General features: G+C 50.3%; 26 protein-coding genes. 21 read left to right on the top strand and 5 right to left on the bottom strand.

What is annotated here, in order from left to right; all coding sequences use genetic code 11:
• The first annotated feature begins 35 nt into the window (after positions 1-35).
• The gene (locus M1D61_RS14100) at positions 36-1,028 is read left to right on the top strand and encodes an aldo/keto reductase (protein WP_458119239.1); all 993 of its coding nucleotides are present in this window, start codon (positions 36-38) and stop codon (positions 1,026-1,028) included.
• A gap of 236 nt (positions 1,029-1,264) precedes the next feature.
• Here M1D61_RS14100 and M1D61_RS14095 read toward each other — a convergent pair whose 3' ends face one another.
• Positions 1,265-3,292: a beta-galactosidase gene (locus M1D61_RS14095; protein ID WP_458119238.1), complete on the bottom strand. Its 2,028-nt coding sequence runs from the start codon at positions 3,290-3,292 to the stop codon at positions 1,265-1,267.
• Positions 3,293-3,405: 113 nt separating this feature from the next.
• Between M1D61_RS14095 and M1D61_RS14090 the strand changes: the two genes are divergently transcribed.
• The 6 genes from M1D61_RS14090 to M1D61_RS14065 all read left to right on the top strand — a co-directional run bounded on the left by M1D61_RS14090 (position 3,406) and on the right by M1D61_RS14065 (position 8,854).
• Positions 3,406-4,239: a helix-turn-helix domain-containing protein gene (locus tag M1D61_RS14090; protein WP_458119237.1), complete on the top strand. Its 834-nt coding sequence runs from the start codon at positions 3,406-3,408 to the stop codon at positions 4,237-4,239.
• A gap of 204 nt (positions 4,240-4,443) precedes the next feature.
• Positions 4,444-5,220, top strand: coding sequence for an alpha/beta hydrolase (locus tag M1D61_RS14085; protein ID WP_458119235.1), 777 nt, complete (start codon positions 4,444-4,446; stop codon positions 5,218-5,220).
• Positions 5,221-5,268: 48 nt separating this feature from the next.
• Entirely contained in the window at positions 5,269-5,937 is a 669-nt protein-coding gene (locus M1D61_RS14080; protein WP_458119234.1) for an SGNH/GDSL hydrolase family protein, read from the top strand.
• Positions 5,938-5,961: 24 nt separating this feature from the next.
• A complete protein-coding gene (locus tag M1D61_RS14075) occupies positions 5,962-6,858 on the top strand; it encodes an SMP-30/gluconolactonase/LRE family protein (RefSeq protein ID WP_458119232.1) in 897 nt (298 codons plus the stop codon).
• Between the two features lie 174 nt (positions 6,859-7,032).
• On the top strand, positions 7,033-7,446 hold the full coding sequence (locus M1D61_RS14070; RefSeq protein ID WP_458119231.1) for an SMI1/KNR4 family protein: 414 nt from the start codon (positions 7,033-7,035) through the stop codon (positions 7,444-7,446).
• Between the two features lie 226 nt (positions 7,447-7,672).
• Positions 7,673-8,854, top strand: coding sequence for an acyl-CoA dehydrogenase family protein (locus M1D61_RS14065; RefSeq protein WP_458119230.1), 1,182 nt, complete (start codon positions 7,673-7,675; stop codon positions 8,852-8,854).
• A gap of 172 nt (positions 8,855-9,026) precedes the next feature.
• Here M1D61_RS14065 and M1D61_RS14060 read toward each other — a convergent pair whose 3' ends face one another.
• Entirely contained in the window at positions 9,027-9,203 is a 177-nt protein-coding gene (locus M1D61_RS14060) for a YjfB family protein (protein ID WP_458119228.1), read from the bottom strand.
• Between the two features lie 407 nt (positions 9,204-9,610).
• Here M1D61_RS14060 and M1D61_RS14055 point away from each other — a divergent pair, with 407 nt between their 5' ends.
• The gene (locus M1D61_RS14055) at positions 9,611-10,039 is read left to right on the top strand and encodes a NucA/NucB deoxyribonuclease domain-containing protein (RefSeq protein ID WP_458119227.1); all 429 of its coding nucleotides are present in this window, start codon (positions 9,611-9,613) and stop codon (positions 10,037-10,039) included.
• An 83-nt stretch (positions 10,040-10,122) separates the two neighbouring features.
• Here the strand turns inward: M1D61_RS14055 and M1D61_RS14050 are convergent, their stop codons facing one another.
• Together M1D61_RS14050 and M1D61_RS14045 are read right to left on the bottom strand one after the other, a co-directional pair.
• Positions 10,123-11,343, bottom strand: coding sequence for an MFS transporter (locus M1D61_RS14050; protein ID WP_458119225.1), 1,221 nt, complete (start codon positions 11,341-11,343; stop codon positions 10,123-10,125).
• A 100-nt stretch (positions 11,344-11,443) separates the two neighbouring features.
• Complete coding sequence (locus M1D61_RS14045; RefSeq protein ID WP_458122514.1) at positions 11,444-12,040, bottom strand: TetR/AcrR family transcriptional regulator; 597 nt, start codon at positions 12,038-12,040, stop codon at positions 11,444-11,446.
• A gap of 205 nt (positions 12,041-12,245) precedes the next feature.
• On the opposite strand from M1D61_RS14045, the gene rsmD reads away from it, so the two are divergent.
• The 3 genes from rsmD (at position 12,246) to M1D61_RS14030 (ending at position 14,475) form a co-directional block, all read left to right on the top strand.
• A complete protein-coding gene (gene rsmD, locus M1D61_RS14040) occupies positions 12,246-12,830 on the top strand; it encodes a 16S rRNA (guanine(966)-N(2))-methyltransferase RsmD (protein WP_458119223.1) in 585 nt (194 codons plus the stop codon).
• A complete protein-coding gene (gene coaD, locus M1D61_RS14035; RefSeq protein WP_458119222.1) occupies positions 12,823-13,335 on the top strand; it encodes a pantetheine-phosphate adenylyltransferase in 513 nt (170 codons plus the stop codon). Before rsmD ends, coaD begins: the two co-directional genes overlap by 8 nt.
• A 111-nt stretch (positions 13,336-13,446) precedes the next feature.
• On the top strand, positions 13,447-14,475 hold the full coding sequence (locus M1D61_RS14030) for a YlbL family protein (protein ID WP_458119220.1): 1,029 nt from the start codon (positions 13,447-13,449) through the stop codon (positions 14,473-14,475).
• 144 nt (positions 14,476-14,619) lie between these two features.
• Here the strand turns inward: M1D61_RS14030 and M1D61_RS14025 are convergent, their stop codons facing one another.
• Entirely contained in the window at positions 14,620-15,840 is a 1,221-nt protein-coding gene (locus M1D61_RS14025; RefSeq protein WP_458119218.1) for a nucleotidyltransferase, read from the bottom strand.
• 170 nt (positions 15,841-16,010) lie between these two features.
• Between M1D61_RS14025 and M1D61_RS14020 the strand changes: the two genes are divergently transcribed.
• The 10 genes from M1D61_RS14020 to rnc all read left to right on the top strand — a co-directional run bounded on the left by M1D61_RS14020 (position 16,011) and on the right by rnc (position 23,926).
• Positions 16,011-16,520, top strand: a complete 510-nt coding sequence (locus tag M1D61_RS14020; protein WP_458119217.1) for a YceD family protein — start codon at positions 16,011-16,013, stop codon at positions 16,518-16,520.
• Between the two features lie 61 nt (positions 16,521-16,581).
• Complete coding sequence (rpmF, locus tag M1D61_RS14015; RefSeq protein WP_081604133.1) at positions 16,582-16,755, top strand: 50S ribosomal protein L32; 174 nt, start codon at positions 16,582-16,584, stop codon at positions 16,753-16,755.
• Between the two features lie 327 nt (positions 16,756-17,082).
• Positions 17,083-17,679 (top strand): transcription factor FapR, encoded by a 597-nt coding sequence (gene fapR / locus M1D61_RS14010; RefSeq protein WP_458122513.1) that lies wholly within the window; start codon positions 17,083-17,085, stop codon positions 17,677-17,679.
• Complete coding sequence (gene plsX, locus M1D61_RS14005) at positions 17,663-18,646, top strand: phosphate acyltransferase PlsX (protein ID WP_458119215.1); 984 nt, start codon at positions 17,663-17,665, stop codon at positions 18,644-18,646. Before fapR ends, plsX begins: the two co-directional genes overlap by 17 nt.
• 77 nt (positions 18,647-18,723) lie before the next feature.
• Positions 18,724-19,710: a beta-ketoacyl-ACP synthase III gene (locus tag M1D61_RS14000; RefSeq protein ID WP_458119214.1), complete on the top strand. Its 987-nt coding sequence runs from the start codon at positions 18,724-18,726 to the stop codon at positions 19,708-19,710.
• 89 nt (positions 19,711-19,799) lie between these two features.
• The gene (gene fabD / locus M1D61_RS13995) at positions 19,800-20,732 is read left to right on the top strand and encodes an ACP S-malonyltransferase (RefSeq protein ID WP_458119212.1); all 933 of its coding nucleotides are present in this window, start codon (positions 19,800-19,802) and stop codon (positions 20,730-20,732) included.
• Positions 20,733-20,796: 64 nt separating this feature from the next.
• Entirely contained in the window at positions 20,797-21,552 is a 756-nt protein-coding gene (fabG, locus tag M1D61_RS13990) for a 3-oxoacyl-[acyl-carrier-protein] reductase (RefSeq protein WP_046215327.1), read from the top strand.
• Between the two features lie 81 nt (positions 21,553-21,633).
• Positions 21,634-21,867, top strand: a complete 234-nt coding sequence (gene acpP / locus M1D61_RS13985; protein ID WP_046215328.1) for an acyl carrier protein — start codon at positions 21,634-21,636, stop codon at positions 21,865-21,867.
• A gap of 115 nt (positions 21,868-21,982) precedes the next feature.
• On the top strand, positions 21,983-23,221 hold the full coding sequence (gene fabF / locus M1D61_RS13980) for a beta-ketoacyl-ACP synthase II (RefSeq protein WP_046215329.1): 1,239 nt from the start codon (positions 21,983-21,985) through the stop codon (positions 23,219-23,221).
• A gap of 12 nt (positions 23,222-23,233) precedes the next feature.
• The gene (gene rnc / locus M1D61_RS13975; protein WP_017813636.1) at positions 23,234-23,926 is read left to right on the top strand and encodes a ribonuclease III; all 693 of its coding nucleotides are present in this window, start codon (positions 23,234-23,236) and stop codon (positions 23,924-23,926) included.
• The last annotated feature ends 104 nt before the right edge of the window (positions 23,927-24,030 follow it).

Here is a 24,030-nt window from a genome sequence, read left to right as displayed (position 1 = left end):
TATCTGAAAGAATGGATACGGGAAGGAGACATGCGATGTCGGTGGAAGCCATGATGAACAGACGCAAACTTGGAAATACAGGTCTGGAGGTATCGCCGATTAGTCTCGGGGCTGCTCCACTTGGCCATGTATTTGGTAACATTGATGAGGATCAGGGTGTACGAGCGGTATTGGAAGCTCTGGAGCAGGGCATCAATCTGGTGGATACATCGCCGTATTATGGAGTGACCCGTTCGGAGCAGGTGCTGGGCCGGGCACTGCGCCAGCTGCCGAGAGACCGCTATATTCTATCTACCAAGGCCGGACGCTATAATGACAGGGAATTCGACTTTTCCCGTCAGCGGATACTGGATAGTGTGGATGAGAGTCTGCAACGGCTGGGAACAGATTATGCGGATATTCTGCTTCTGCATGATATTGAATTCGGCGATCTGAATATTGTACTGGATGAAGCGATACCTGCACTCCAGCAGCTGAAGCTGGCAGGCAAAATCCGCTTTTACGGAGTATCCTGTCTACCGCTGGGGGGGTATGAGCGTGTACTGGAGCATACCGATCTTGACGTGATTCTGTCCTATTGTCATTACACACTCAACGATTCGACCCTGACCAATCTGCTGCCGCTGCTGGAAGAGAGAGGGATCGGCGTGATCAATGCGGCTCCGTTAGCGATGGGATTGCTGTCGGATAAAGGTCCGGCGGACTGGCATCCGGCTTCTTCCGAGATCAAGCAGCGCTGCCGTGAAGCCGCGGAGTTCTGCCGGCAGCAGGGAACGAGCCTGACCCGGCTGGCGATCCAGTATGCCGTATCCAACGAAAGGCTGGCGACTACCATTGTTGGTACGGCCAGCACGGCAGAGATGGCCGACAATATCCGCTGGGCTGCGCAGCCGCTCGATCAGCAACTGCTGCAGCGTGTGATGGACATTCTGGAGCCGATTCAGGGACAGACGTGGCCAAGCGGGCACTGGAGTCAGGATGTGATGAATGGCAGCAGCACGCTCAAGTGGGAAGGCAGTCCTTTCTAATATCCTGTCTGTATTTTCGATTAGAATGGACAGAGACAGAACGAACGAGCAGGAATAAAGAATCCGAAAATAACGAACTATCATAAATTCGAATATGCTTATTGTAAGCGAACATAAGCCTACAAGAATGTGAATAAATGGAGCTTATTCGACAAAAATAGCGATACGTAAATGTTATAATAAACATTTTACGTATCGCTATTTTCATGTTACAATAAATTAGGTATCCGATGTAATTATTTTACAGATAAGAGAATAGAACCGCGCGCTGGAACCTCAATAGAGGAAGTAACTTGATTATTACTCAACAGATCGTTAGCGTCAAGGTTTCCAAGCTCTACGACAGCTGCTTCGGCGTTATGGTTGAGCAGGAACAGGAACCGTTTTCCGTCTTTGACGCGGCATCCGGCTTCGACACCTGCAGGAGTATCCAGTACCGGTTGAATGTTCTTTTGCTCACACAAATGCTTCATAAGTGCGGCGATGAATGTCTCCTCGCCATCCGAAGCGATATACCATGCTTCACCCTTGCCAAAGGCATTGCGGGTCAGAACCGGCATCCCCTGGTAAAAGTCTTCACCATACCGGGCGAGCACGTCTGCTCCTTCGCTGTGCAGCAGATCGCACAGCATGCCGCATTCATAGTCACCGCTTAGTTCACCAAGCGTACCATCCATGACGATCCGGTTGCGCATGGACGGCAACAGAGCGTCAATTTCTTCGACCCAGATGCCTAGCAGCTGGCGCAGTTCGCCAGGATAACCACCCAGGGTGACCAGATCGGATTCACCGACGATTCCGCTAAAGAAAGTGGTAACGAAAGTGCCACCGCTGCTGGTGAATTTTTCCAACTTGTCGGCTAACCCCGGCTTGACCATGTATAGTACAGGTGCGAGGAGGATGTCGTATCCGCTGAAATCAGAGTCGACGCTGATGATATCCACCTGTACATTACGGTCGTAAAAGGCTTTGTAATACTTATGAATCTGATCGACGTATTTCAGGGCGATGGTCGGACCGCTGGACTTCTCGACCGCCCACCAGTTGTCCCAATCGAACAGAATGGCTACCTTTGCTTCTATCCGTGAATCAAGCAGCTGATCGCCGAGCTGCTGCAGCTCAGACCCGAGTTCACTCACTTCCCGGAATACACGGGTATCCGAATGTCCGACATGTTCAATAACGGCGCCATGGAATTTCTCACAGGCGCCAGCCGACCGTCGCATCTGGAAGAACATAACCGTATCCGCACCATGAGCTACCGCCTGATAACTCCAGAGACGCATCACGCCAGGGCGTTTCAGCGAGTTATAGGCCTGCCAGTTCTGTTGGCTCGGCGTCTGCTCCATCAGCATGAACGACTCACCGTTTTTGATGCCGCGCATCAGATCATGAGCGAGGGCGGTAAAGCTGACCGGCGTATCCAGGCCCGGATAATTGTCCCAGGAGATGATGTCCATATATTTTGCCCATTTAAAATAATCCAGCGGCTTGTAGAAGCCCATCAGGTTGGTGGTGATCAGAGCGTCCGGAATAACGGAGCGTACAGCATCGTATTCCAGACGGTAGCATTCCAGCATACTATCTGAATTGAAACGGGAGTAGTCGAGCGAGATTCCCTGGAAGCTGGAGCTGTTCTCGCCCCATTCTTCACTGCGGTTGTCAGGGAGTACAATCTCATCCCAGTCATAAAAGGTATGGCCCCAGAAGCCGGTATTCCAGGCTGCATTGACGGCATCGAGTGTACCGTAGCGCTGCTTGAGCCATACCCGGAAGGCCTTTTCACAGTTCTCGCAGTAACAGTCACCGCCGTATTCGTTGGAGATATGCCACACCAGAATAGCCGGGTGATCCTTATAGCGCTCTGCCAGACGACGGGCAATCTCAACCGAATATTTGCGGTACGTCGGGCTGTTTGGGCAAGAATTGTGGCGTCCGCCGAATTTGCGTTTGCGGCCATCCTTGTCCGTACGCAGAATATCGGGATAGCGTGTAGCCATCCAGGCCGGATGGGCAGCTGTGCTGGTAGCCAGACAGGTATAGATACCGTTTTCATAAAGGCTGTCGATAAGCTCGTCCAACCATTCGAACTGATATGTAACTTCGTCCGGCTGATTGCGTGCCCATGAGAAGACGTTCAAGGTAGCGATATCGATTCCGGCCTGTTTGAACATGCCGAGGTCTTCCTGATGTGTCTGTTTGTCCCATTGCTCGGGGTTGTAGTCCCCGCCGTAGAAGATTTTCGGAAGTTTGCTGCTAATCAATTCTGTCACTCCTTATATAAGAATACCTCTATACTAAATCATAACCACCCCTTGTAAAATATAAGATAAACCGTGTATAGTATAAAAATATGGATATAGGATGTGAACGTATCATGTACGTAACCAACCCGCATCGGCGCTTTTTTACAGAGCTCAAAGACCTTCAGCTTCCTATTCATATGGAAAGTATCGGCGAGAATCCGGATCAGGAATATATTGATCGCCCGGATGGATATCCGTGCTATCACTGGCTTCAGACCGTGCATGGTGAAGGGGAGTTCGCTTTTGGCGGTGCACGTTATTTGCTCAAACCCGGCTCGGGAGTGCTCCTGGCTCCGCGCGATGCACACAGCTACCGTCCGGTCAGCAGTGTATGGGAGACCATCTATCTGACTTTTGGTGGTCCGCAATCACTTGGACTGCTATCTACCTTTGGGCTGTCGCATTCTGCTTATTATGAATGGGATCGGGATTGTGAACTGGAAGCTTTTGCAGGAAATATGCTGGGCAAAATCCGCAGCAACCGGGATCTGTCAGGTCTGGATACGAGCGCAGATCTGTACCGTTTTCTGACTATGCTCAAAAAGCACGGCCGCATTAATAATCTGCCCTCCCTGTCCCATACCGTAGAGAGATTGGCACCGCTAATGAGCTTCATGGAGGCGCATTATGATGATCCGAATATCGGACTGGAAGATATGGCGATTCAGGTAGGCGTCAGCGCCCGACATTTGAATACATTGTTCCGTCAGACTTTTGGTATGACCGCTTATGCGTATTTTATTTTGCTGCGTCTTCGCAAAGCCAAGGAACTGATGACTCTGTATCCGCGCATGACGATCAAGGAAGTATCCGGCCAGGTCGGTTTTCGGGATTCCAGTCATTTTGTGGCGACTTTCCGACGTCTGGAAGGAGTCACTCCTGAACAATTTCGCAATCTTTATTAAAATGTGTATTGGCTGAACATCAGTCATGCACATTTTGATTGAGATTATTTTGTTAAGCGCTTACAATAATAGCGTTTGAAAAGGCTGATGCAGCAGAGCTGGAATATGATATTCCACTCCATCATCATCTGTCCAGTGGGTTACCCAGTCTGCTGGACAGATGATGATGGGGTCTATACACACAGAGAGTGGAGGAACAGGAAAATGGACAAAATTTGGATCGCTGATCCTGCCGTCGTGGATGATCAGGGAGAGCGGCCGTATCTGGTACCGTATTTGCTGCCTGATGCGCACAGTGCAGTGATTGTACTGCCGGGCGGTGGTTATGAATTTCGTGCCGATCACGAAGGCGCCCCAGTCGCAGAATGGCTGAATGAAAATGGAATCTCCGCGTTTGTGCTGCATTATCGTCTCTCTCCGCGTCAGCGGCGGACTCCGCTCGAAGACGGGCAGAGCGCAGTTCGGCATGTCCGGGCCAATGCAGCTGAGTATGGAGTGGACCCTTCCCGGATCGGCATTCTCGGTTTCTCGGCCGGAGGACATCTGGCAGCGATGACAGGAACGGTATTCCAGGAACAGGAGACCGAGCTGCTGAGTGGTCTTCATCGCGAAGTCAGCTCACGCCCGGACCTGATGGTGCTCTGTTATCCGGTCATTACGATGGACAGCTTTGGACATGAAGGCTCTCGCATGTCCCTGCTCGGTGATCAGGCTGCGATAGAGCTCGTAACCGGCAGCAGCGCAGAGAAACAGGTGAGCGCGATGACCCCGCCAGCCTTTATCTGGCATACGGCCGATGATGATGCGGTACCGGTACAGAACAGTCTGCGCATGGCGCTTGCACTCGAGGAACACGGTGTGCCGTTCGAGCTGCATGTATATGAGAGCGGCGGTCATGGAAAAGGACTTGCACTGGACCACCCAGTTATGGGAAACTGGACCAGACAATGCATATCCTGGCTTCATCGTCAGGGCTGGTAAGGATCTGCTTCACGGATTGGATTCATTGATAAAGAGGAGATGGCAGAGATGAAAATGGATAAAAACAGCACCCTGTTAATGATTGGCGATTCGGTAACCGATTGCGGCCGCGGACGTCCTGTAGGTCAGAATGGAAGTATTGGGGACGGCTATGTATCGCTCGTGGATGCACTTTTGCAAGCGGTTTATCCGGACTATGCATTTCGGGTACTGAATACCGGAATCGGCGGCAATACCGTACGTGATCTGGAAGGTCGCTGGGAGCAGGATGTGTTTGCCCATACACCTGACTGGGTATCTATTATGATCGGAATCAATGATGTATGGCGTCAATTCGACAATCCGACCGAGCCCCATATCCATGTCTATCTGGAAGAGTACGAGCAGACGCTGCGCAAACTGGTAGAGCAAACATTACCAAAAGTAAAAGGCATCGTGCTGATGACGCCATACTATATGAGCACCACACCGGAAGATCCGATGAGAGCAACGATGGATGTATACGGTGCTGTCGTAAAACGCATTGCGGAAGAGAATGGGACGCTGTTTGTGGATACACAGGCGGCATTTGACGATATCAGCCAGTACATATATCCGGCGAGTCTGTCCCACGGCTGGGATCATGTTCATCCGAATACCAAAGGACATATGGTGCTGGCACGGGCATTTTTGCAGGGACTCGGATACGATTGGAGCCGTTCCCCGGTACAGTCCTGAAACTACACATCTGGAGGACACACAATGAAGCAGTATACCGCAGAATTGGTGATTGATGCCAAAGCCAAGCTTGGCGAAGGTCCGAGTTGGAATGCAGACCAGCAGCACCTGTTATGGGTGGATATCGAAGGCTACCAGCTGCATATCTATAATCCGGTGACAGGAGAAGATCGGACGATCGATGTAGGAGAGCATATTGGAGCGGTGGTTCCCTATATGGACACCGAAGTGATCGGGGCACTGTTCAGCGGATTTTACCGGATTGATCTCGCTGACGGCAGCAAGACGCTGATTCATGATCCCGAGGAAGGCCGCCCGGGCAACCGGTTCAATGATGGCAAATGCGATCCTGCCGGACGCTTGCTCGCCGGCACGATGAGCCTGAATGGTGAGAAAAAGCAGGGCGCATTGTACAGTATGGATACGGAAGGTCATGTGCGCCTGCTGCTGGATGAAGTATCCACTTCCAATGGTCTGGCATGGAGCAGTGATCACCGTACGCTTTATTATATCGATACACCGACCTGCCAGATTACGGCTTTTGATTATAATATGGAGGACGGATCCATTGCCGACGGCCGCGTAGTAGCCGAGCTGGACGATAGCGAAGGCTACCCGGATGGCATGACCATCGATGCCGAAGGCATGCTGTGGGTTGCCCGCTGGGGTGGCAGCCGGGTATCGCGGATTGATCCGTCTACCGGCCAGATTATCGGTGAAGTTCAGGTACCGGCCAAATGTGTCACCGCCTGTACGTTTGGCGGAACCGAGCTGGATGAGCTGTATATTACGACAGCACGCGAAGACGATGAAGCAGCCAATTATCCTGCGGGAGGCGTCTTCGTCGTTCGTCCGGGAGTGAAGGGTATAGCAGCTTACGCATTCAATCTGGGAAAAGCTGCGAACTGGCAGAGTGCATGATATAATTTGTTCCAAGCGCATGCCTGTGAGAAGTAACAGCAGGCTCAATGGATCATCATAACCGCAGCGCCGCAGATTCCGTATACCGGGATGCTGCGGTTTCTGTTTATGTCTGATCTAATGAATATCAAAGTGGCTCATAATACAGTAATAATCCATCTGGAGGAACAATGAATGGAGCCTGTACTGGAACAAAGTGAACATCCTTTGACGGCCAAGAATCTGGAGGAACTGGAAGCCCGACTCGGTCGTCCGCTGCCCCCAGCTTTCAAGCAGTATTATCTGTGTTACAATGGCGGATATTTACCGGAAGACCGGGAAGGAAATGCGCTTATTGTAGGAGGATTTGATTCTATTCGCTATGGACAGCTGCCAGCAGAGCAGCTCTATGCCGATCTGCTGGAGAGCTTTGAGCAGCTGGAACTGCTGTTTCCTTTTGCCTATGATCAGGGTGGCAATAATTTTCTGATATCCCTGCGGGATCAGCCGGATTACGGTAGCATCTATATCTGGTTAATGGATTTGCAGGAGCTGGAGTTGGTAGCCAAATCGTTTGGCGATTTTCTGGATTTTCTGCAGGAAGAATGATGCTGCAGGAAAGTATAGAGGAAAGTAATACAGGTGAAGCCTGACTGCCTGTTTGATGAGGGACCCGGTTTCGCGTTTAACGGCTTATAGGGAAATAGGCGAGTCATGTATCTCTTGGACATTGCTCACCGCATTTATCCGACTAAAAACATTGAATTTATATAGTATAAAAATCAGGCAGTATTCCGATTAAATAGACCAAAGCGTTGGAGAGGATGAGTTACATATGACTGACAAACGAATCGATCTGTTTATCCGCAATGAAAAGGAAGCCAAGCTGGCCGCATGGGCCGACCGTCTGGCAGTAAGGTTCGCTGAGCGCGCAGCCAAGCATGATGAGGAAGGCTCGTTTCCTTTTGAGAATTTCCAGGAATTAAAGGAAGCCGGTTATGCCAAACTGACTGTAGCCAGGGAATATGGCGGAGAAGGACTGGGACTGTATGAATGGCTGCTTGTGCAGGAGCGTATCGCACGCGGAGACGGTTCTACCGCACTCAGTGCCGGCTGGCATGGCGGCATGATGCTGCATTTTCGCGAGTCGGATGGCTGGCCGGAGCCGACCTTTTCAGAGTTCTGCCGGGATGTGGTTGCCCATGGTAATATGATCAACAAATTCGCCAGTGAACGCGGAACAGGCAGTCCCACACGCGGCGGTCGTCCACAGACGACGGCCGTACGTACAGAGGGAGGATGGCTGCTCAGCGGCCGGAAGACTTACAGTACACTCAGTCCGCTGCTGACCGACTTCATCGTCAGTGCAGGCATTGAGGATCAGCCGGAGATTGGGGATTTTCTGGTGCGGTCACGGGATGGGATCAGCATCGAGGAGACATGGAATACACTCGGTATGCGAGCAACCGGCAGCCATGATGTGATTCTGGATCAGGTGTTTGTGCCGGATCGTCAGGTGCTGTCGATCCATCTGCCTGGTACATCCAAATCAGAGCGGGATGATGGAGATGGCTGGCTGCTGCATATTCCGGCCTGCTACCTCGGCATCGCTTATGCGGCGCGTGATTTCGCGCTGGAATTTGCCGCCAGCTATACGCCCAACAGTCTGAATGAACCGATCGCCACGCTACCGCATATCCGGCAGTGGATCGGTCAGATCGAGAGCGAGCTGCGGCTGGCGCGTACGCTGATGTACGATGTGGCAGATCGCTGGGATCGTGAACCCGAGCAGCGCAAGCATATGCGTCCCGACTTTGGACTGGTCAAATACAATGCGGTTCATCTGGCCAATCAGGTCGTCGACAAAGCGATGAAAATCGTCGGCGGAGCCGCTTTATCCAGAAATCTGCCGCTGGAGCGCCTGTATCGCGATGTGCGTGCAGGACTGCATAATCCACCGATGGAAGATGCCGTCCTGCAGACGCTAGCACGAACGGCGCTGGAGGAATTGTCCTGATCGGAGCCGCCCATCCAAAGATATATACAAACATCAAAAGAAGCAGAGAACAGCACAAACTGCCTCAACGAATGTCAATTGAGGCGGTTTGTGCTGTTCCCGAATTCGGATTGAAGCATGTTAAGCCGCTTGAAGCATGTCTAAAATAATTGCTGTCCGCAGACACAAGTACTCAGGCACGAATGTCCAGACTTTTACCAAGATTCGGGTGCGGAGCTTGTTGGAGCATCTGAGCCAGTTGTTGGCCTTGCTGTTCCATCATATCTTTTGATAAAGACATAACCTGGATTCCGGCAGCTTGAGCTACAGAAGCCTGACTCATTGCCGTTGACAAAGCAGGGATATCCATGGATGCTTCCTCCTTTCCTGCCTAAGACAGGGCATAGTATGGTTATCGGCTGCAAAAGTCCAAATGATTAATTGCAGCAAACAACGCAGCAGAGCAAGAAGAGAAGGTTCTACCACTGGTAGAATTGACGGGCTGCCCGCTCTCCAGCCTTTTATGCGCCCGCTTCATGTAGCTTTTAGGTGAATATCAGGTTATTTTTAGGTGGATTGGTTAAAATATCTACATACCCCTTTTAAATATATATTTTGTATAGACCCTGCCTGGGATAAGGCAGGGTTCTTTTTTATTCCATTATTTACACAAATAGTGGAATAAATTTACATAAAGTGATTTAAGTTTTAAATACAATGATTTAAACTAATCTAGGTTTTCCTGCTTTGCCAATAAAATGGAAGTGAGATGATGAGATGAAAAAAGTATGGATGACGGTAACAATGCTGGTGATGATGATGACATTGCCGATACTGCTTCAGGGCGAAGCACAAGTACATAAGGTGTATGCAGCAGCAGCTTACGATTATACGCTGAATTTCCCGTCGGATCGTTATCCGGAGACAGCCGATCATATCCGCGATGCGGTTGCAGACGGCCATTCGGATGTATGCACAATCGACCGGGCAGGTGCTAGTAAGCGTCGTGAAGATTCCTTGAGAGGTGTACCGACCAAATCCGGCTATGACCGCGATGAGTGGCCGATGGCGATGTGTCTGGAAGGTGGTACCGGTGCAGATATCCGTTATGTGACCCCTTCGGACAATCGCGGCGCCGGCTCTTGGGTAGGCAACCGGCTTGAGAATTACCCGAACGGTACAAGAGTGAAATTTATCGTAAATTAATAACGGGTGAAATGTAAACACCTCCATTGAAACGACTCGTCTAAATAAACGGCGTTTCAATGGAGGTGTTTTTTTACTTGTTCTTATGCTTGGATGGATTCGGTCTGAGTATCATTCCATCTCGGCGGTTTGACCCGCATGGCCAGCAGGAAGCATACACATAATACGACAGCTGCCAGTACATAAGGGTAGTTAATATCCAGATCGAACAATGCCCCGGCTACGACCGGACCGGCAATATTACCGAGACTGGTATACGCCGAATTCAGACCGGCGATATACCCCTGCTCATCTCCGGCATTCTGGGACAGCTGTGTCCCGATCGCCGGACGCAAAATATCCATGGCCAGAAAGACGGCAAATGTGACTACAAAGATCAGGAAGTACGTGTGCACCAGCAGTGTCAGCGAGATGAATACCGCCGAGGCAATCAGACAGATCACGATCAGTCGCTGTCCGCCGAACCGGTTGATCATCCAGCCGAATATAGTCGCCTGTACAACCGCGCCGGCGATCGAGCCGAAGGTAATAATAATGGCGATATCCCGTGCGGTGAATCCGAATTTATGATCGACAAACAGGGAAAATACCGTTTCATAGTTCGCCAGTCCGAATGAAGCGACGAACACGATAACCAGGCTCAGGAAATAAGGCTTGCGGTACGATTCCATCAGCTGCCGAACCAGACTGCTTCGCGGACCTGCATCCTGCGCGGTAGCCAGCTGTGCCCGGCGTTCCGGACTCAGTGATTCCGGCAGCAGAATAAGGGTAGCCACAGCAGCGATCAGTCCGGCTACAGCCGCTGCGAAGAATGGTACACGAATACCGTACTCAGCCAGCAGACCGCCGATTCCCGGACCGATAATGAAGCCGGTCGTAATCGCCGCATTGATAAATCCCATCCCGGCACCACGTTCTTCATTGGAAGTAATATCCGCTGCATACGCCATAACCGATGGCATAATCAGGGCGGCGCCGAGACCGCCGATCATGCGTGAGACGAACAGCAGACCCGGTGCATTGGCGATGGCAAACAGCCATTCCGAAATGGCGAAAATAACCATCCCGGCGATGATCAGCTTTTTGCGGCCGACCCGGTCGGACAGACGTCCTGTAAAAGGAGAAAAGACGAGCTGGCTGATCGAGAATGCTGCGACCATCAAGCCCAGAATGCTGCCTCCGATATGCAGCTCGTTCATATAGGTTGGCATGATCGGAATGACCAGACCAATCCCGGTAAAGACGAGAAAAATGTTGAACATGAGCAGCAGCAAGGCTGCCCGGTTGCGTAATAAAAGTGCCATTGTATCCTCCACCATATCATGTATTGATTTTCATATACTGAACATTCGTTCTGTACTCATATATGGGTATACCGGAAGAGAGACAGGTCGTTCGCACCTGTCATTTTTCTCTGGAAATTCCATACAGAAATGTCCGAATGGCAAACTGATAACTGCTCAGCATGGACTCGATTGAAGCATTGCGGGACGTCTGACTGAGACCGACCAGAATGCTCTCTAGTACCATCGCTTTTTCTTCCACATGGCCTGCCGCAAATTCACCTGCATCAATGCCTTCCTGAATCAGTGTGCGGTTAAACTGCAGATGTTCGGCCATCATACTGGTCATTTTTTCTTCCACTTCGCTTTTTTGCTCATCGTTACTGAAGAATTCGTCAGCGGCACGAGTAAGCGGATGATTCAGTTCTTCCTGGATGATCTGCTCGGCCAGGCCGAATAATTTATCGGTTACCGTAGCATAGGAAGACTGCTTTTCCTGCCATTTATCAAGCCAGTCACGATCCCATTCATTTAATAAATAAAGGAAGAGGCCTTCCTTGCTTTTGAAATGATAATAGATGTTGCCTTTGCTGCTGCCTGTGGCGGCGACAATATCTTCGATGGAAGTCGCCTTGTATCCCTTTTGTACAAACAGGCCTCGGGCCGCCTCACTTATTTTTTTGCGGGTCAATTCACTCTGGGCCTGCTTTTTATTCATCATGTCACCTCAACACTGAACGTTTGTTCAGTATTGTAGCAAATCCGGCTTGAACAAAGCAAGCAGATTATCCGATGATTTTGAAAAAGGGCTGTGATATGATACGATAGCGTCGTAATTTACAGGACAAATGGCTTGCGGACAAGCTGTACTTTCCGTTTGCTACAGCGTCCGATGCTAAATCAGAGAACGGGTGAATAAATAGATGAGAGTCATATCAGGCAGTGCCAAAGGCAGACCGCTCAAAGCGGTACCCGGGAATGGAACCCGGCCAACCACCGACAAGGTCAAGGAAGCGATTTTCAGTATTATCGGTCCCTATTTTGAAGGAGGAACCGTGCTGGATCTGTTCGCCGGTACCGGTGGACTCGGTATTGAAGCGCTCAGCCGCGGGATGGAACGCGGCATATTTATAGATATGGAGTACAAGAGCATTGAAGTGGTCAAAGGCAATCTCAAAGCGGCCAGCCTCAGTGACCAGGCAGAGGTATACCGCAATGAAGCCGGACGTGCGCTCAAAGTGCTGGCCAAAAAGGACGCCGCATTTGATCTGGTGTTCCTGGACCCGCCTTACCGGATGAAAAATGGCACAGAGCTAATGACCGAGATGCATGAGCGTCATCTGCTCAACCGTGGAGCCACTATCGTGCTGGAGTTTGAGAGCAGTCATCGTTATCCTGAAGAATTGAAACATTTCCAGGGTGTACGGCAGGCTGTATACGGCGAGACCACCGTACATGTATACCGGTATGAACCGGAAGATGAACAGGGAGGTGCGGAGAATGAATAATGCAGCGAATAAGGGACGTGTAGCCGTATATCCCGGCAGCTTTGATCCGGTGACGATGGGACATCTGGATATTATTCAGCGTGCTGCCCGGCAGTTCGATACACTGATCGTCTCCGTACTGAACAATCTGAGCAAAAAGCCGCTGTTTACTGTCGAAGAACGTGTCGCTCAGCTAAAAGAAGTGACCGCCGATCTGCCCAATGTCGAGATCGACAGCTTCCGCGATCTGCTGGCGAACTATATTCGTGAACGTGAAGCACAGGTAGTCGTACGCGGGATTCGTTCGGTAACGGATTTTGAGTATGAATTGCAGATGGCTTCCATTAATCGTGAGTTGAACCCGGATGCAGAGACCATCTTTATGATGACCAATCCGCGCTACTCGTATTTAAGTTCCAGTATGGTCAAGGAAATTGCCCGCTTTAACGGCAATGTATCCGATTTTGTACCGCCGGTGATTGAGCAGCAGCTGCAGCGCAAATTCATGCCGACAGACAGCCTGTAGAAGGCAGTCTGTAGTGGAATTGGATCGGTGGACATGGGATAATAAAAGGAAGCAGAATTGCCCATACACCTACTGAGCGTCAGCGCATCAGACACCAAAGGAGAGAACCTCATGTCCGGCCGAAATATTCGTCCGCCGCTGTCTTCGAGACGGTCCTGGCTGTATTTACTATGCCTGATTATTCTTGTATATGTACTTGTCTATATGCCGACCCCTTATGTGCTTAACGCACCGGGCAGTGCAGACGAGTTGAAGCCGATGGTCACTGTCAGCGGCGGCGATCCTACCGAGAAAGGCACGTTTATGATGACGACCGTGTCGGTAAGTTATGCCAACATGGCGATGCTGATCGGAAGCGTTTTTGATGATAATGAGGAAATCGGTCCCAGACCACCGCAGTCGGACCGTAAGGAATATGAGGCCCAGCAGCTGTATTATATGAACAGCTCCCAGTCCAACGCGGTTGCCGCCGCCTATCACCGGGCGGGAGTGCCTTACTCAGTTGAGCCGCAGTATGTATTTGTGATCAATGTGCCGGAAGGTACCACACAGATCCATGCCGGTGACCGGTTTGTCAAGCTGGATGGGCAGGCGATCGATTCATTTAAACAGCTGGAAAAGGTATTACAAAGCCAAAAGGCCGGCGATACGGTCAATGTTACGTTTGACCGTGCAGGTGTGACGGTAGAGCAGCAGATTACACTCAAAAGCTTCCGGGATGCCAGCGGCAAGTCACGTGTTGGGTTTGGCGTATCGATTGGCGAAGTGCAAAAGGTCACGCCGGATGATCCGGCGCATGAAGTTCACTTTGCCAGTACGAGCATTGGAGGTCCCTCGGCGGGATTAATGTTCACGCTGGAGATTTACAATCAACTGACAGACGGAGACCTGAGCAAAGGCTACCGGATCGCCGGCACAGGAACAATCGATGTTCAGGGCAATGTCGGCGTGATTGGCGGCGTCCAGCACAAAGTAGTGGCTGCCCAGGAAAAAGGAGCCGAAATTTTCTTTGTTCCCCAGGGGAATTATCCGGATGCCCAGAAGCAGCTGCAAAAAATGAATTCCACCATGCGCCTGATTCCGGTGAAGACGCTGGATGATGCACTCCATGAACTGGATCGTCTGCCTGCAAAAGATTAAACCAATTTTAAGCAGCTAGTGAGCTTCCAGCAGGCTTGCTGCACTACGCTGCATAGGTATACTGAAAAGCATCGTCATTCGTGACGATGCTTTTTTTGTGCGGCAATAGGATTCATATTATATCCGTATATAATGATGCACTCTCTAGACTCTGATCGGAGCACGATAATAATCGGAATACAGCTGACGAATATCCTGTGAAGCAAAAGCGGACGCCTGCATCACGGTTGCCCGGATATCCATCTCCATATGCGGATGATTCGTATCGGCGGGACGGGTAATTACAGGCAAAGTGGACGTTTTCTTCATTAATTTGAGCAGCTGGCGTCCATATTCGGTAAAGCCAAGCACACGCAGGTAGCCGGGACCGTCCTGCAGGGTGGCTTCCGTCAGTTCGGTCCGCCGGTGGCCGAGCAGCAGATGGGCGATCAGCCGCTGCAGCCGGACGTATGTATATCGCCGGGTCTTGAGGCTGTCCAGCAGTCCGGTCACCGAACAATCTGTCAGGGATGTTAATTTGGACAGCAGGCGGTATTCCAGTCCTTCAGTCATATCGTAATAGTCAGCCAAGCGGGCAGGTGTAGCAGTGGCTATCGTCTGCAGCAGCGGCTGCCAGAGGTCATTGATGTGAACCGGCCCGCGTCCGGATTCGGTCTCATTGTGGATAATGCGCATGACTTCTGCAGGCATATAGGCAGCGGCCCGATCCGGCTGCTCCATGAGCAGATTACGAATCGCCGTTGCGCTGGCAATCTGTTCATGCACAGGCTGCGGATCATGATAATGGGACTTTTCCCGCTGAATGGTACCGGGTACGATGGAACTGTTCAGACGCCTCAGGGCAATCAGATATTGAAGCCCCAGTGTATTATTGGGTTCGCTTAACAGGGCTGCCGCTTTCGATGAGATGCTTTCTGCCGTACCGGCAGCCTGACTGACCGCTGCAGGGTAGCTCAGTCCTTCCTTTAGCGCATCCTGAAGTCTCTGCCTGAATTCAGGCCGTTCGTCTGTCAGAAGGTCAGCCAGGGCATTCAGATGAAGCAGCGAACCGGCTTCACTGCCAAATACCAGCTGATCAACCACTCCGGTCGCTTCCAGCAGAGAAACCGCACCGTAGGCAAACCATTCTGCAGGCTGCACCACATAGATGGAGGGCAGCTCGATCACCAGATCACATCCACAGCGCAGGGCCATCTCTGCCCTTGCCCATTTGCTAAAAGCAGCAGGTTCACCGCGCTGGGTAAAACCTCCGCTCATAACAGCGATAATGGCATCACAGCCGGTCAGTTCCCTTGTTTTATGTATATGCAGCAGATGTCCGTTATGAAGCGGGTTATATTCCACAATAATACTGGCAACTTTCATAAAATCTCTCCTCTTTTGGGTAAAAATATGGTAAAATAAATCGTATGTGCAATTTGTAGATTCTATTATAAATGATACGTTTACGATATCATTATACTGAATTAATAAATCATACGTTGACAAAAAGAGTCATTAATCGGTATAATAATTTTTGTTTGTTTGGAGTGATAATGATGCAATTCCAATTTAGAAAAATGGCGCAGAGCGATCAGCCTATAGAGTTTCATCAGACACTTGATTCCGGCTTTGTAAAAAGCGGACGTAATGATATCCTGTCAGCTTCACCTTTACATGTGGATGTAAAGGCGAAGTACAGAGTAGATCAGGCTGTTGATGTGAACGGGACGTTGAAGCTTGACTTACAGATGGCGTGTGCCCGCTGTCTGAGACCTGTAGATCTTCATCTTAATGTTGAAGTTCATGAGGAAATCAGACACGGCGAAGAACCGGAGAACGTAGCCGAGGAAGACAATGCAGTATATGTGAAGAGCGATACTGTGGATCTTCAACCTTATCTGGAAGAAGCTGCTTTAATGGATTTGCCGGCGGCAGTTCTATGCAAGGATGATTGCAAAGGATTGTGCCCGACATGTGGAGTCAACCTGAACGAACAGGATTGTGATTGCGATAACCAGCCGATTGATCCTAGGCTGGCAGGACTTAAGGATTTTTTCAAATGATTTGATAACTCTGTATTCAGAGTGTTAAATGGCATTCAATTAGATGAAGGAGGTGGGAACGATGGCAGTACCTCAACGGAGAACTTCCAAGACACGCCGTGACAAACGTCGTACACACTTTAAATTGGCAGTACCAGGTATGGTAAAATGCGAAAACTGCGGAGAAATGAAATTATCTCACCGCGTGTGCAAAGTGTGCGGAACTTACAAACAAAGAGAGATTGTACAACAATAGTCTTTCGTAAAAGTAGTACTTCATCACTTGATGGAGTACTACTTTTTTGTTTTGCAGGCAGATTATGGAGGTATTTCCGTGATCAGGAGGGTGGATGTAGACAGCAATAAAGCCTGTCAGCCCATGTTGTATATGGGTTTAGGGAAGAAGATTGTACTGCCTCTTTCTTTTTGCGGAAATATGCTTTATACTACATTCTTAGTACCAGGTTCTAAAACGAAACCAACAGGTTTACATATAGGTTTACAAAAGCAGTATGGCGTCATTCGGATGTCATAACAGCATCAAAGCAGTAGCCAACAAGGGAGGTGTGTGGCCATCGAACGTTTGCCCAAAAGGCAGCGGCAGCAGCGGCTCGTCAAAATTATCGAGGATAATCCATTTGTTACGGATCAGGAACTGACCCGCCAGCTGAAAGTAAGCATTCAGACGATTCGTCTGGACCGGATGGAACTGGGTATTCCCGAGCTGCGGGAGCGGATGAAGCTGATGGCTGAACGTTCCTACGATCAGGTCAAGTCACTGCCGCTCGATGAAGTTATCGGAGAAGTTGTTGATTTGCAGTTGGACAAGAGCGGTATTTCCATTTTCGAGATTCGTGAGGAGCATGTATTCTCACGTAACCACATTGCCCGGGGTCACCACATTTTTGCTCAGGCCAACTCGCTGGCGGTAGCTGTCATTAACGATGCAATCGCTTTGACTGCTTCGGCGGATTTGCGGTTTGTGCGTCCGGTGAACCTTGGAGAGAAATGTATTGCCAAAGCCTATGTACAGTCCGGCACGACCCGCAGGGGCAAAGCCCGGGTAGAGGTGCTGACATATGTGGGAGAAGAAATGGTATTTCAGGGCAACTTTGTGATTTACCGTTCAGACGGGGAAGAACACGACGAAGGAGGACTTGATCATGCGAATCGCGATTGACGCGATGGGGGGAGATCATGCTCCAGACAGCAATGTCTTAGGCGGATTACAGGCAGCAAAAGAATGGAAGGATACGGAGATTATTCTGGTTGGTGATGAACAGCGGATGCGATCACTGCTATCCGAGATTCCTTCCAATCTCCGTATTGTACATGCGTCCGAAGTGATTGAACCGGATGATGAACCGGTCAAGTCTGTTCGGCGCAAAAAGGATTCTTCAATGGTGGTCGCAGGCCGTATGGTTAAGGACAATGAAGCGGATGCGATGATTTCCGCCGGTAATACCGGAGCATTGATGACGACAGGTCTGCTCGTTGTCGGACGTATGACAGGGATTGAACGGCCAGCCCTTGCGCCGATGATTCCGACCATTGACGGCCGGGGCGTACTGGCGCTCGATCTGGGTGCCAATATGGATGCCAAGCCGGAACATCTGGCGCAGTACGCACTGATGGGCAGCATTTACCGGGAAAAGGTACAGGGTGTCGCCAATCCCCGCATCGGCCTGCTGAATGTCGGTACCGAAGCTCTAAAGGGCAACGAGTTGACCAAGGAAGCTTTTCCGCTGCTTGAAGCACTGCCGATCAATTTCGTAGGCAATGTAGAAGCGCGGGATATTCTGAACGGTGTATGCGATGTTCTTGTATGCGATGGATTTGCCGGAAATATTCTGCTTAAGTCCATGGAAGGAACCGCCTCGGCGATTTTCTCCCTGCTCAAGGATAGTTTTACCCGATCGCTCAAGAACAAACTGGCGGCAGCCGTGCTGATGCCTGAACTGCGCGGTCTCAAGGATACACTGGATTATAAGGAACATGGCGGTGCCCCACTGCTCGGATTGAACGGACTGGTTGTCAAAAGCCATGGTTCTTCTGATGCGGGAGCGATCAAAAACGCTGTGCGCCAGGCCAGAGTAGCGGTCAGCAGCGGACTGGTTGCCAACATTTCCAAAGAAGTTATACAATAGGTTTTTGTTGAATTGCCATTTGCACATTTTTGCAGATTTTATCCATCATGGAAATTAGCGAGAAAAGAGTGACCTATATGAGCGTTTTGCCTATCGGAATTATCGGAACAGGAAAATATGTTCCTGAAAAAATATTAACTAATGCTGATCTGGAGAAAATGGTCGATACGAATGACGAATGGATCGTCAGCCGTACCGGTATTCGTGAGCGTCATATCGCTGCACCGGATCAGGCGACCTCGGATCTGGCCTATGAAGCGGCTGTCAAGGCGATTGCTTCTGCAGGCATTACGGCAGAAGAACTGGATCTGATCGTGATTGCGACGATTACGCCGGATATGTCCTTCCCTTCCACAGCCTGCATTTTGCAGGAAAAGCTTGGAGCCAAGAAAGCAGCAGCATTTGACCTGTCTGCCGCCTGCTCCGGCTTTGTCTACTCGCTGGCAGCAGCGACCAGCATGCTGCAAATGGGCATGTACAAAAATGCCCTGATCATCGGTGCGGATACACTGTCCCGCATTACGGACTACACCGACCGCAATACCTGCGTACTGTTCGGCGATGGAGCCGGTGCGGTAGTGATCGGTGAAGTTGGCGAAGGACGCGGATTCAAATCATTTGATCTGGGTGCTGAAGGTGCAGGTGGCGAACTGCTGAAACTGCCGGCTGGCGGTTCCAGAACACCGGCCTCTGCAGAGACACTGGAAGCCAAGCAGCATTTCATCCAGATGAGCGGACGTGAAGTATTCAAATTCGCGGTACGTGTAATGGGCACAGCGACCGAAGAAGTGCTGCGCAAAGCGGAAATGTCCAAAGATGATATCGATCTGTTCATTCCTCATCAGGCGAATGTGCGTATCATCCAGTCTGCCATGGAGCGTCTGAACCTGAGCGAAGACCGTGTAATGGTCAACGTGCAGAACTATGCCAACACATCCGCAGCTTCCATTCCGCTGGCTCTTGTTGAAGCGGTGGAACAGGGACGCATTAACGAAGGCGACCGTGTCGTTATGGTCGGTTTTGGCGGCGGTCTCACATGGGGAGCATCCGTGCTGGTGTGGTAACGGGTGATCGTGTTAGTATTAGAACTGCATAAGCATGACAGCAAATGAACGACCAAATATAATTAACGGATTTCAGGAGGTTATTCCGAATGGGTAAAATCGCATTTGTGTTTCCCGGACAGGGAGCACAAAAAGCAGGCATGGCCAAGGATGTATATGATGCAATGCCGGAAGCGGCAGTGTATTTCAACAAGGCTGATGAAGTGCTTGGTTTTCCTATCAGTACACTCGCTTTTGAAGGTCCGGAAGAAGAACTCAAGCAGACAGCCAATACGCAGCCTGCACTGCTGACAGCCAGCATCACGCTGCTAGAAGCACTCAAAGCCCGCAATATCCAGCCGGATTATGTGGCAGGGCACAGCCTTGGCGAATACAGCGCTCTTGTAGCGGCTGGTGCACTGTCCTTTGAGGATGCGGTAGCGATTGTCCGTGCTCGCGGACAATTTATGGAACAGGCTGTTCCTGCCGGCCAGGGTGCCATGGCAGCCGTACTGGGTGCGGAACGCGAAGCGCTGACAGCGTTGTGTGCAGAGATTACAGCTGGCGGTCATGCGGTAGAGCTGGCCAATGTCAACTGTCCGGGACAGATCGTTGTATCGGGTTCCCGGGAAGGCGTCGATGCGGTTGCCGGCCGGGTCAAGGAGATCGGCGGCAAGCGTGCGATTGCACTGGAAGTGAGTGGACCTTTCCATTCTTCCCTGATGAAGCCTGCAGCCGAACGTCTCGGCGAGCGTCTGCAGGAAGTACAGATTCAAGATGCAGCAATTCCGGTTGTAGCCAATGTAACAGCCAGTCAGGTGACGTCGGGTGATGATATCCGTTCGCTGCTGGTAGAACAGGTGTATTCTCCTGTATTATGGGAAGACAGTGTTCGCTACCTTATTAATGAAGGTGTGGATACATTTATCGAAATTGGACCGGGCAATGTACTGACAGGCCTGATCAAAAAGACAGATAAAAATGTACGACTCATTAACATTAACAGTCTGGAAAGCCTGGAAACTATTGAAGTTGACGCCTGATACAGGCTTGACTTGATAACCATGCAGCATCAATTACGAATCGTACCAGGAGAGGGAGGAATGTATGGAAAACAGTAAACCGCTTCAAGGTCAGGTTGCACTGGTAACAGGAGCATCCCGTGGTATTGGACGCAGTATTGCGCTTGCACTGGCTGCTGCCGGTGCCGACGTGGCTGTCAACTATGCGGGCAGTGAGTCTGCTGCCAATGAAACCGTGAGCCAGATCGAAGCCATGGGTGTAAAAGCTATTGCTATTCAAGCCAATGTCGGCAAAACCGATGAGGCCGAAGCCATGGTCAAACAGGTCAATGATACATTTGGCCGACTGGATATTCTGATCAACAATGCAGGCATCACGCGTGATAATCTGATTATGCGCATGAAGGAAGATGAATTTGATCAGGTCATCGAGACGAACCTCAAAGGTGTATTCAACTGCCTCAAAGCAGTGACACGCCCGATGATGAAGCAGCGTTATGGCCGGATCGTCAACATTTCTTCCGTTGTCGGTGTTCAGGGTAATCCGGGCCAGGCCAACTATGTAGCAGCCAAAGCAGGAGTGATTGGCCTGACCAAATCTGCGGCCCGTGAGCTCGCTTCGCGCGGAATCACTGTTAATTGTGTAGCGCCAGGCTTTATCGCTACCGACATGACAGATGAACTGAACGAAGATCAGCGTGCCGGCATTCTGAATACCATTCCACTGGGACGGCTTGGACAGCCGGAAGAGATTGCTCAGGTAGTGTCCTTCCTGGTATCGCCAGCTGCTTCCTATATGACAGGTCAGACCCTGCATGTGGATGGCGGAATGTACATGTAATATATAGAGCATTCTTACAGATGCTTATATAGATTTTTATCTGCAATTTTCGTATAATACTTGGAAGAGGAGGTGAACCGGATGTCTGATGTTATGGAGCGTGTAAAACGCATCGTTATCGACCGTTTAGGCGCTGACGAGGCTGATATCAAGCTTGAATCTTCTTTTAAAGATGACCTTGGCGCAGATTCCCTCGATGTGGTGGAACTCGTTATGGAATTGGAAGATGAATTCGACCTGGAAATTTCTGATGAAGACGCGGAGAAAATTACGACCGTAGGTGAAGTTGTGAACTACATACAATCTCATACCTAAGGATCATAAGTCCCGTTACCTGCGATATACTGCAGGTCGGGACTTCTCCACATTTTTGGCGTCTATCGGAGTGAATACAAAATATACACATGCAGTCGATATGAGGTGAATGTGTTTGAAGCATAGAGTGGTAATTACAGGTCTCGGAGTGATGACAGCTCTGGGCAAGGATAAAGATACATTTTGGAATAACTTGATGGCCGGCAAGTCCGGCATTTCACCGATTGAAGGATTTGATGTGAGCGATTATCCAACGAAAATCGCCGCACAGGTTCATGATTTCAACCCGGAAGAATATATGGAACGAAAAGAGGCACGCAAGCTCGATCGTTTCGTACAATTCGCGGTAGCGGCTACAGCGGAAGCGCTGAAAGACAGCAAGCTGAATGTACGTGAAGATACAGATCCTGAACGTGTCGGCGTGATTATCGGCTCCGGTATTGGCGGTCTGGGCACGTTTGAAGATCAGCACAGCATTTTGCTGGAAAAAGGTCCAAAACGCATCAGTCCATTTTTCATCCCGATGATGATCGCGAACATGGCTTCCGGTCATGTATCGATCGTTCACGGAGCCAAAGGCCCTAACGTAGCACCTGTTACGGCATGTGCAAGCGGCAGTCATGCGATTGGAGATGCGTTCAAATTCATCCAAAGCGGTGAAGCGGACGTAATGATTACCGGCGGAGCGGAAGCGACGATTCGTCCTACCGGACTCGCAGGTTTCTGTTCGATGCGCGCCATGTCTACACGCAATGATGACCCGGCTGCAGCCAGCCGTCCATTTGATACAGGACGTGATGGATTCGTAATGGGTGAAGGTTCAGGCATACTGATTCTCGAATCTCTGGAACATGCGCAAAAGCGCGGTGCTCACATTTATGCAGAGGTTATTGGTTACGGTCTGAGTGCAGACGCATTCCATATGACAGAACCCGATCCGGATGGACCGGCCCGTTGTATGAAAATGGCGATCCGTACAGCAGGCATTCAGCCGGAAGACATTGATTACATCAATGCTCACGGTACATCTACACCGGTAGGTGACAAATCAGAGACCCGGGCGATCAAAATGGCGCTGGGTGAGCATGCAGCCAAGATTGCTGTCAGCTCCACCAAATCCATGACCGGTCATCTGCTTGGCGCAGCCGGCGGCGTAGAAGCGCTGATCTGTGCATTGTCTCTGCAGAACCAGATTATTGCGCCGACGATCAATCTGCACGATCAGGATCCGGAATGTGACCTTGATTATGTACCGAATGAACCACGTCAGGCCAATTTGAATGTAGTAATGTCCAACTCTTTTGGATTCGGGGGACATAATGCCTCGATCATCCTGAAGAAATTTGAAGCGTAAGGAGTCAGTTTCTTGAACGGAGATGTGAAACAGCTACAGCAACAAATTCAAATCCAGTTTCATAACCGCCAGCTGCTCAAACAGGCATTCACACACGCATCGTATGTGAATGAACATCGCTTCAGTCAGCATCAGGATAATGAACGTCTGGAGTTTTTGGGAGACGCGGTTTTGGAGTTGACGGTGTCGGAGTATCTGTACAATGAATATCCCGAACGTCCGGAAGGCGAACTGACCAAGCTGCGTGCAGCAATCGTCTGCGAGCCTTCCCTGGTAAAGTTTGCGGAATCACTTGATTTTGGACGTTATGTTCTGCTCGGTAAAGGAGAAGAACTGACAGGCGGGCGTCAGCGTCCGGCATTGCTCGCCGATGTATTTGAATCTTTTATCGGAGCGTTGTACCTGGATCAGGGTCTCGATGCAGTAAAATCTTTCCTGGATAAGTATGTATTCTCAAGCATATCGCCCGGTGGCCAGTTCCAGATGATGGACTTCAAGACGGAATTGCAGGAACTTACCCAGCATCACAATATGGGCGTTTTGGAGTACCGTATCGTCGAGGAAAAAGGTCCTGCCCATGAGCGGGAGTTTGTCTCGGAAGTATATATGGGAGAAGAGAGTCTTGGCCAGGGATCAGGCCGCTCCAAAAAAGAAGCGGAACAACGCGCGGCGTCTGCTGCACTGAACCGGTTGAAGCTGAAATAACATTCTCTTTTCTGACAATTACAGGACAAACAAAGAGCAAAGAGCAGTCATAGTCCCCTTGAGGAGTACAAGAGGCACGACCGCTTTTTGCTCTTTTTCCATTG

Source organism: Paenibacillus sp. Z6-24, assembly GCF_054161335.1.
Note: the sequence above shows the minus strand (reverse complement) of the source record. Positions and strands in the feature narration are given on the sequence as shown.

What these genes read in the sequence shown, in the direction of transcription:
- M1D61_RS14075 (WP_458119232.1), top strand. Translation starts at nt 5,962, where the DNA reads ATGAAGCAGTATACCGCAGAATTGGTGATTGATGCCAAAGCCAAGCTT.
- fabD (WP_458119212.1), top strand. Translation starts at nt 19,800, where the DNA reads ATGGGTAAAATCGCATTTGTGTTTCCCGGACAGGGAGCACAAAAAGCA.
- rsmD (WP_458119223.1), top strand. Translation starts at nt 12,246, where the DNA reads ATGAGAGTCATATCAGGCAGTGCCAAAGGCAGACCGCTCAAAGCGGTA.
- M1D61_RS14065 (WP_458119230.1), top strand. Translation starts at nt 7,673, where the DNA reads ATGACTGACAAACGAATCGATCTGTTTATCCGCAATGAAAAGGAAGCC.
- M1D61_RS14030 (WP_458119220.1), top strand. Translation starts at nt 13,447, where the DNA reads ATGTCCGGCCGAAATATTCGTCCGCCGCTGTCTTCGAGACGGTCCTGG.
- M1D61_RS14045 (WP_458122514.1), bottom strand. Translation starts at nt 12,040, where the DNA reads ATGAATAAAAAGCAGGCCCAGAGTGAATTGACCCGCAAAAAAATAAGT.
- rpmF (WP_081604133.1), top strand. Translation starts at nt 16,582, where the DNA reads ATGGCAGTACCTCAACGGAGAACTTCCAAGACACGCCGTGACAAACGT.
- M1D61_RS14055 (WP_458119227.1), top strand. Translation starts at nt 9,611, where the DNA reads ATGAAAAAAGTATGGATGACGGTAACAATGCTGGTGATGATGATGACA.
- M1D61_RS14100 (WP_458119239.1), top strand. Translation starts at nt 36, where the DNA reads ATGTCGGTGGAAGCCATGATGAACAGACGCAAACTTGGAAATACAGGT.
- coaD (WP_458119222.1), top strand. Translation starts at nt 12,823, where the DNA reads ATGAATAATGCAGCGAATAAGGGACGTGTAGCCGTATATCCCGGCAGC.
- M1D61_RS14000 (WP_458119214.1), top strand. Translation starts at nt 18,724, where the DNA reads ATGAGCGTTTTGCCTATCGGAATTATCGGAACAGGAAAATATGTTCCT.
- acpP (WP_046215328.1), top strand. Translation starts at nt 21,634, where the DNA reads ATGTCTGATGTTATGGAGCGTGTAAAACGCATCGTTATCGACCGTTTA.
- plsX (WP_458119215.1), top strand. Translation starts at nt 17,663, where the DNA reads ATGCGAATCGCGATTGACGCGATGGGGGGAGATCATGCTCCAGACAGC.
- M1D61_RS14085 (WP_458119235.1), top strand. Translation starts at nt 4,444, where the DNA reads ATGGACAAAATTTGGATCGCTGATCCTGCCGTCGTGGATGATCAGGGA.
- M1D61_RS14090 (WP_458119237.1), top strand. Translation starts at nt 3,406, where the DNA reads ATGTACGTAACCAACCCGCATCGGCGCTTTTTTACAGAGCTCAAAGAC.
- M1D61_RS14025 (WP_458119218.1), bottom strand. Translation starts at nt 15,840, where the DNA reads ATGAAAGTTGCCAGTATTATTGTGGAATATAACCCGCTTCATAACGGA.
- M1D61_RS14060 (WP_458119228.1), bottom strand. Translation starts at nt 9,203, where the DNA reads ATGGATATCCCTGCTTTGTCAACGGCAATGAGTCAGGCTTCTGTAGCT.
- M1D61_RS14020 (WP_458119217.1), top strand. Translation starts at nt 16,011, where the DNA reads ATGATGCAATTCCAATTTAGAAAAATGGCGCAGAGCGATCAGCCTATA.
- fabG (WP_046215327.1), top strand. Translation starts at nt 20,797, where the DNA reads ATGGAAAACAGTAAACCGCTTCAAGGTCAGGTTGCACTGGTAACAGGA.
- M1D61_RS14050 (WP_458119225.1), bottom strand. Translation starts at nt 11,343, where the DNA reads ATGGCACTTTTATTACGCAACCGGGCAGCCTTGCTGCTGCTCATGTTC.
- M1D61_RS14070 (WP_458119231.1), top strand. Translation starts at nt 7,033, where the DNA reads ATGGAGCCTGTACTGGAACAAAGTGAACATCCTTTGACGGCCAAGAAT.
- M1D61_RS14080 (WP_458119234.1), top strand. Translation starts at nt 5,269, where the DNA reads ATGAAAATGGATAAAAACAGCACCCTGTTAATGATTGGCGATTCGGTA.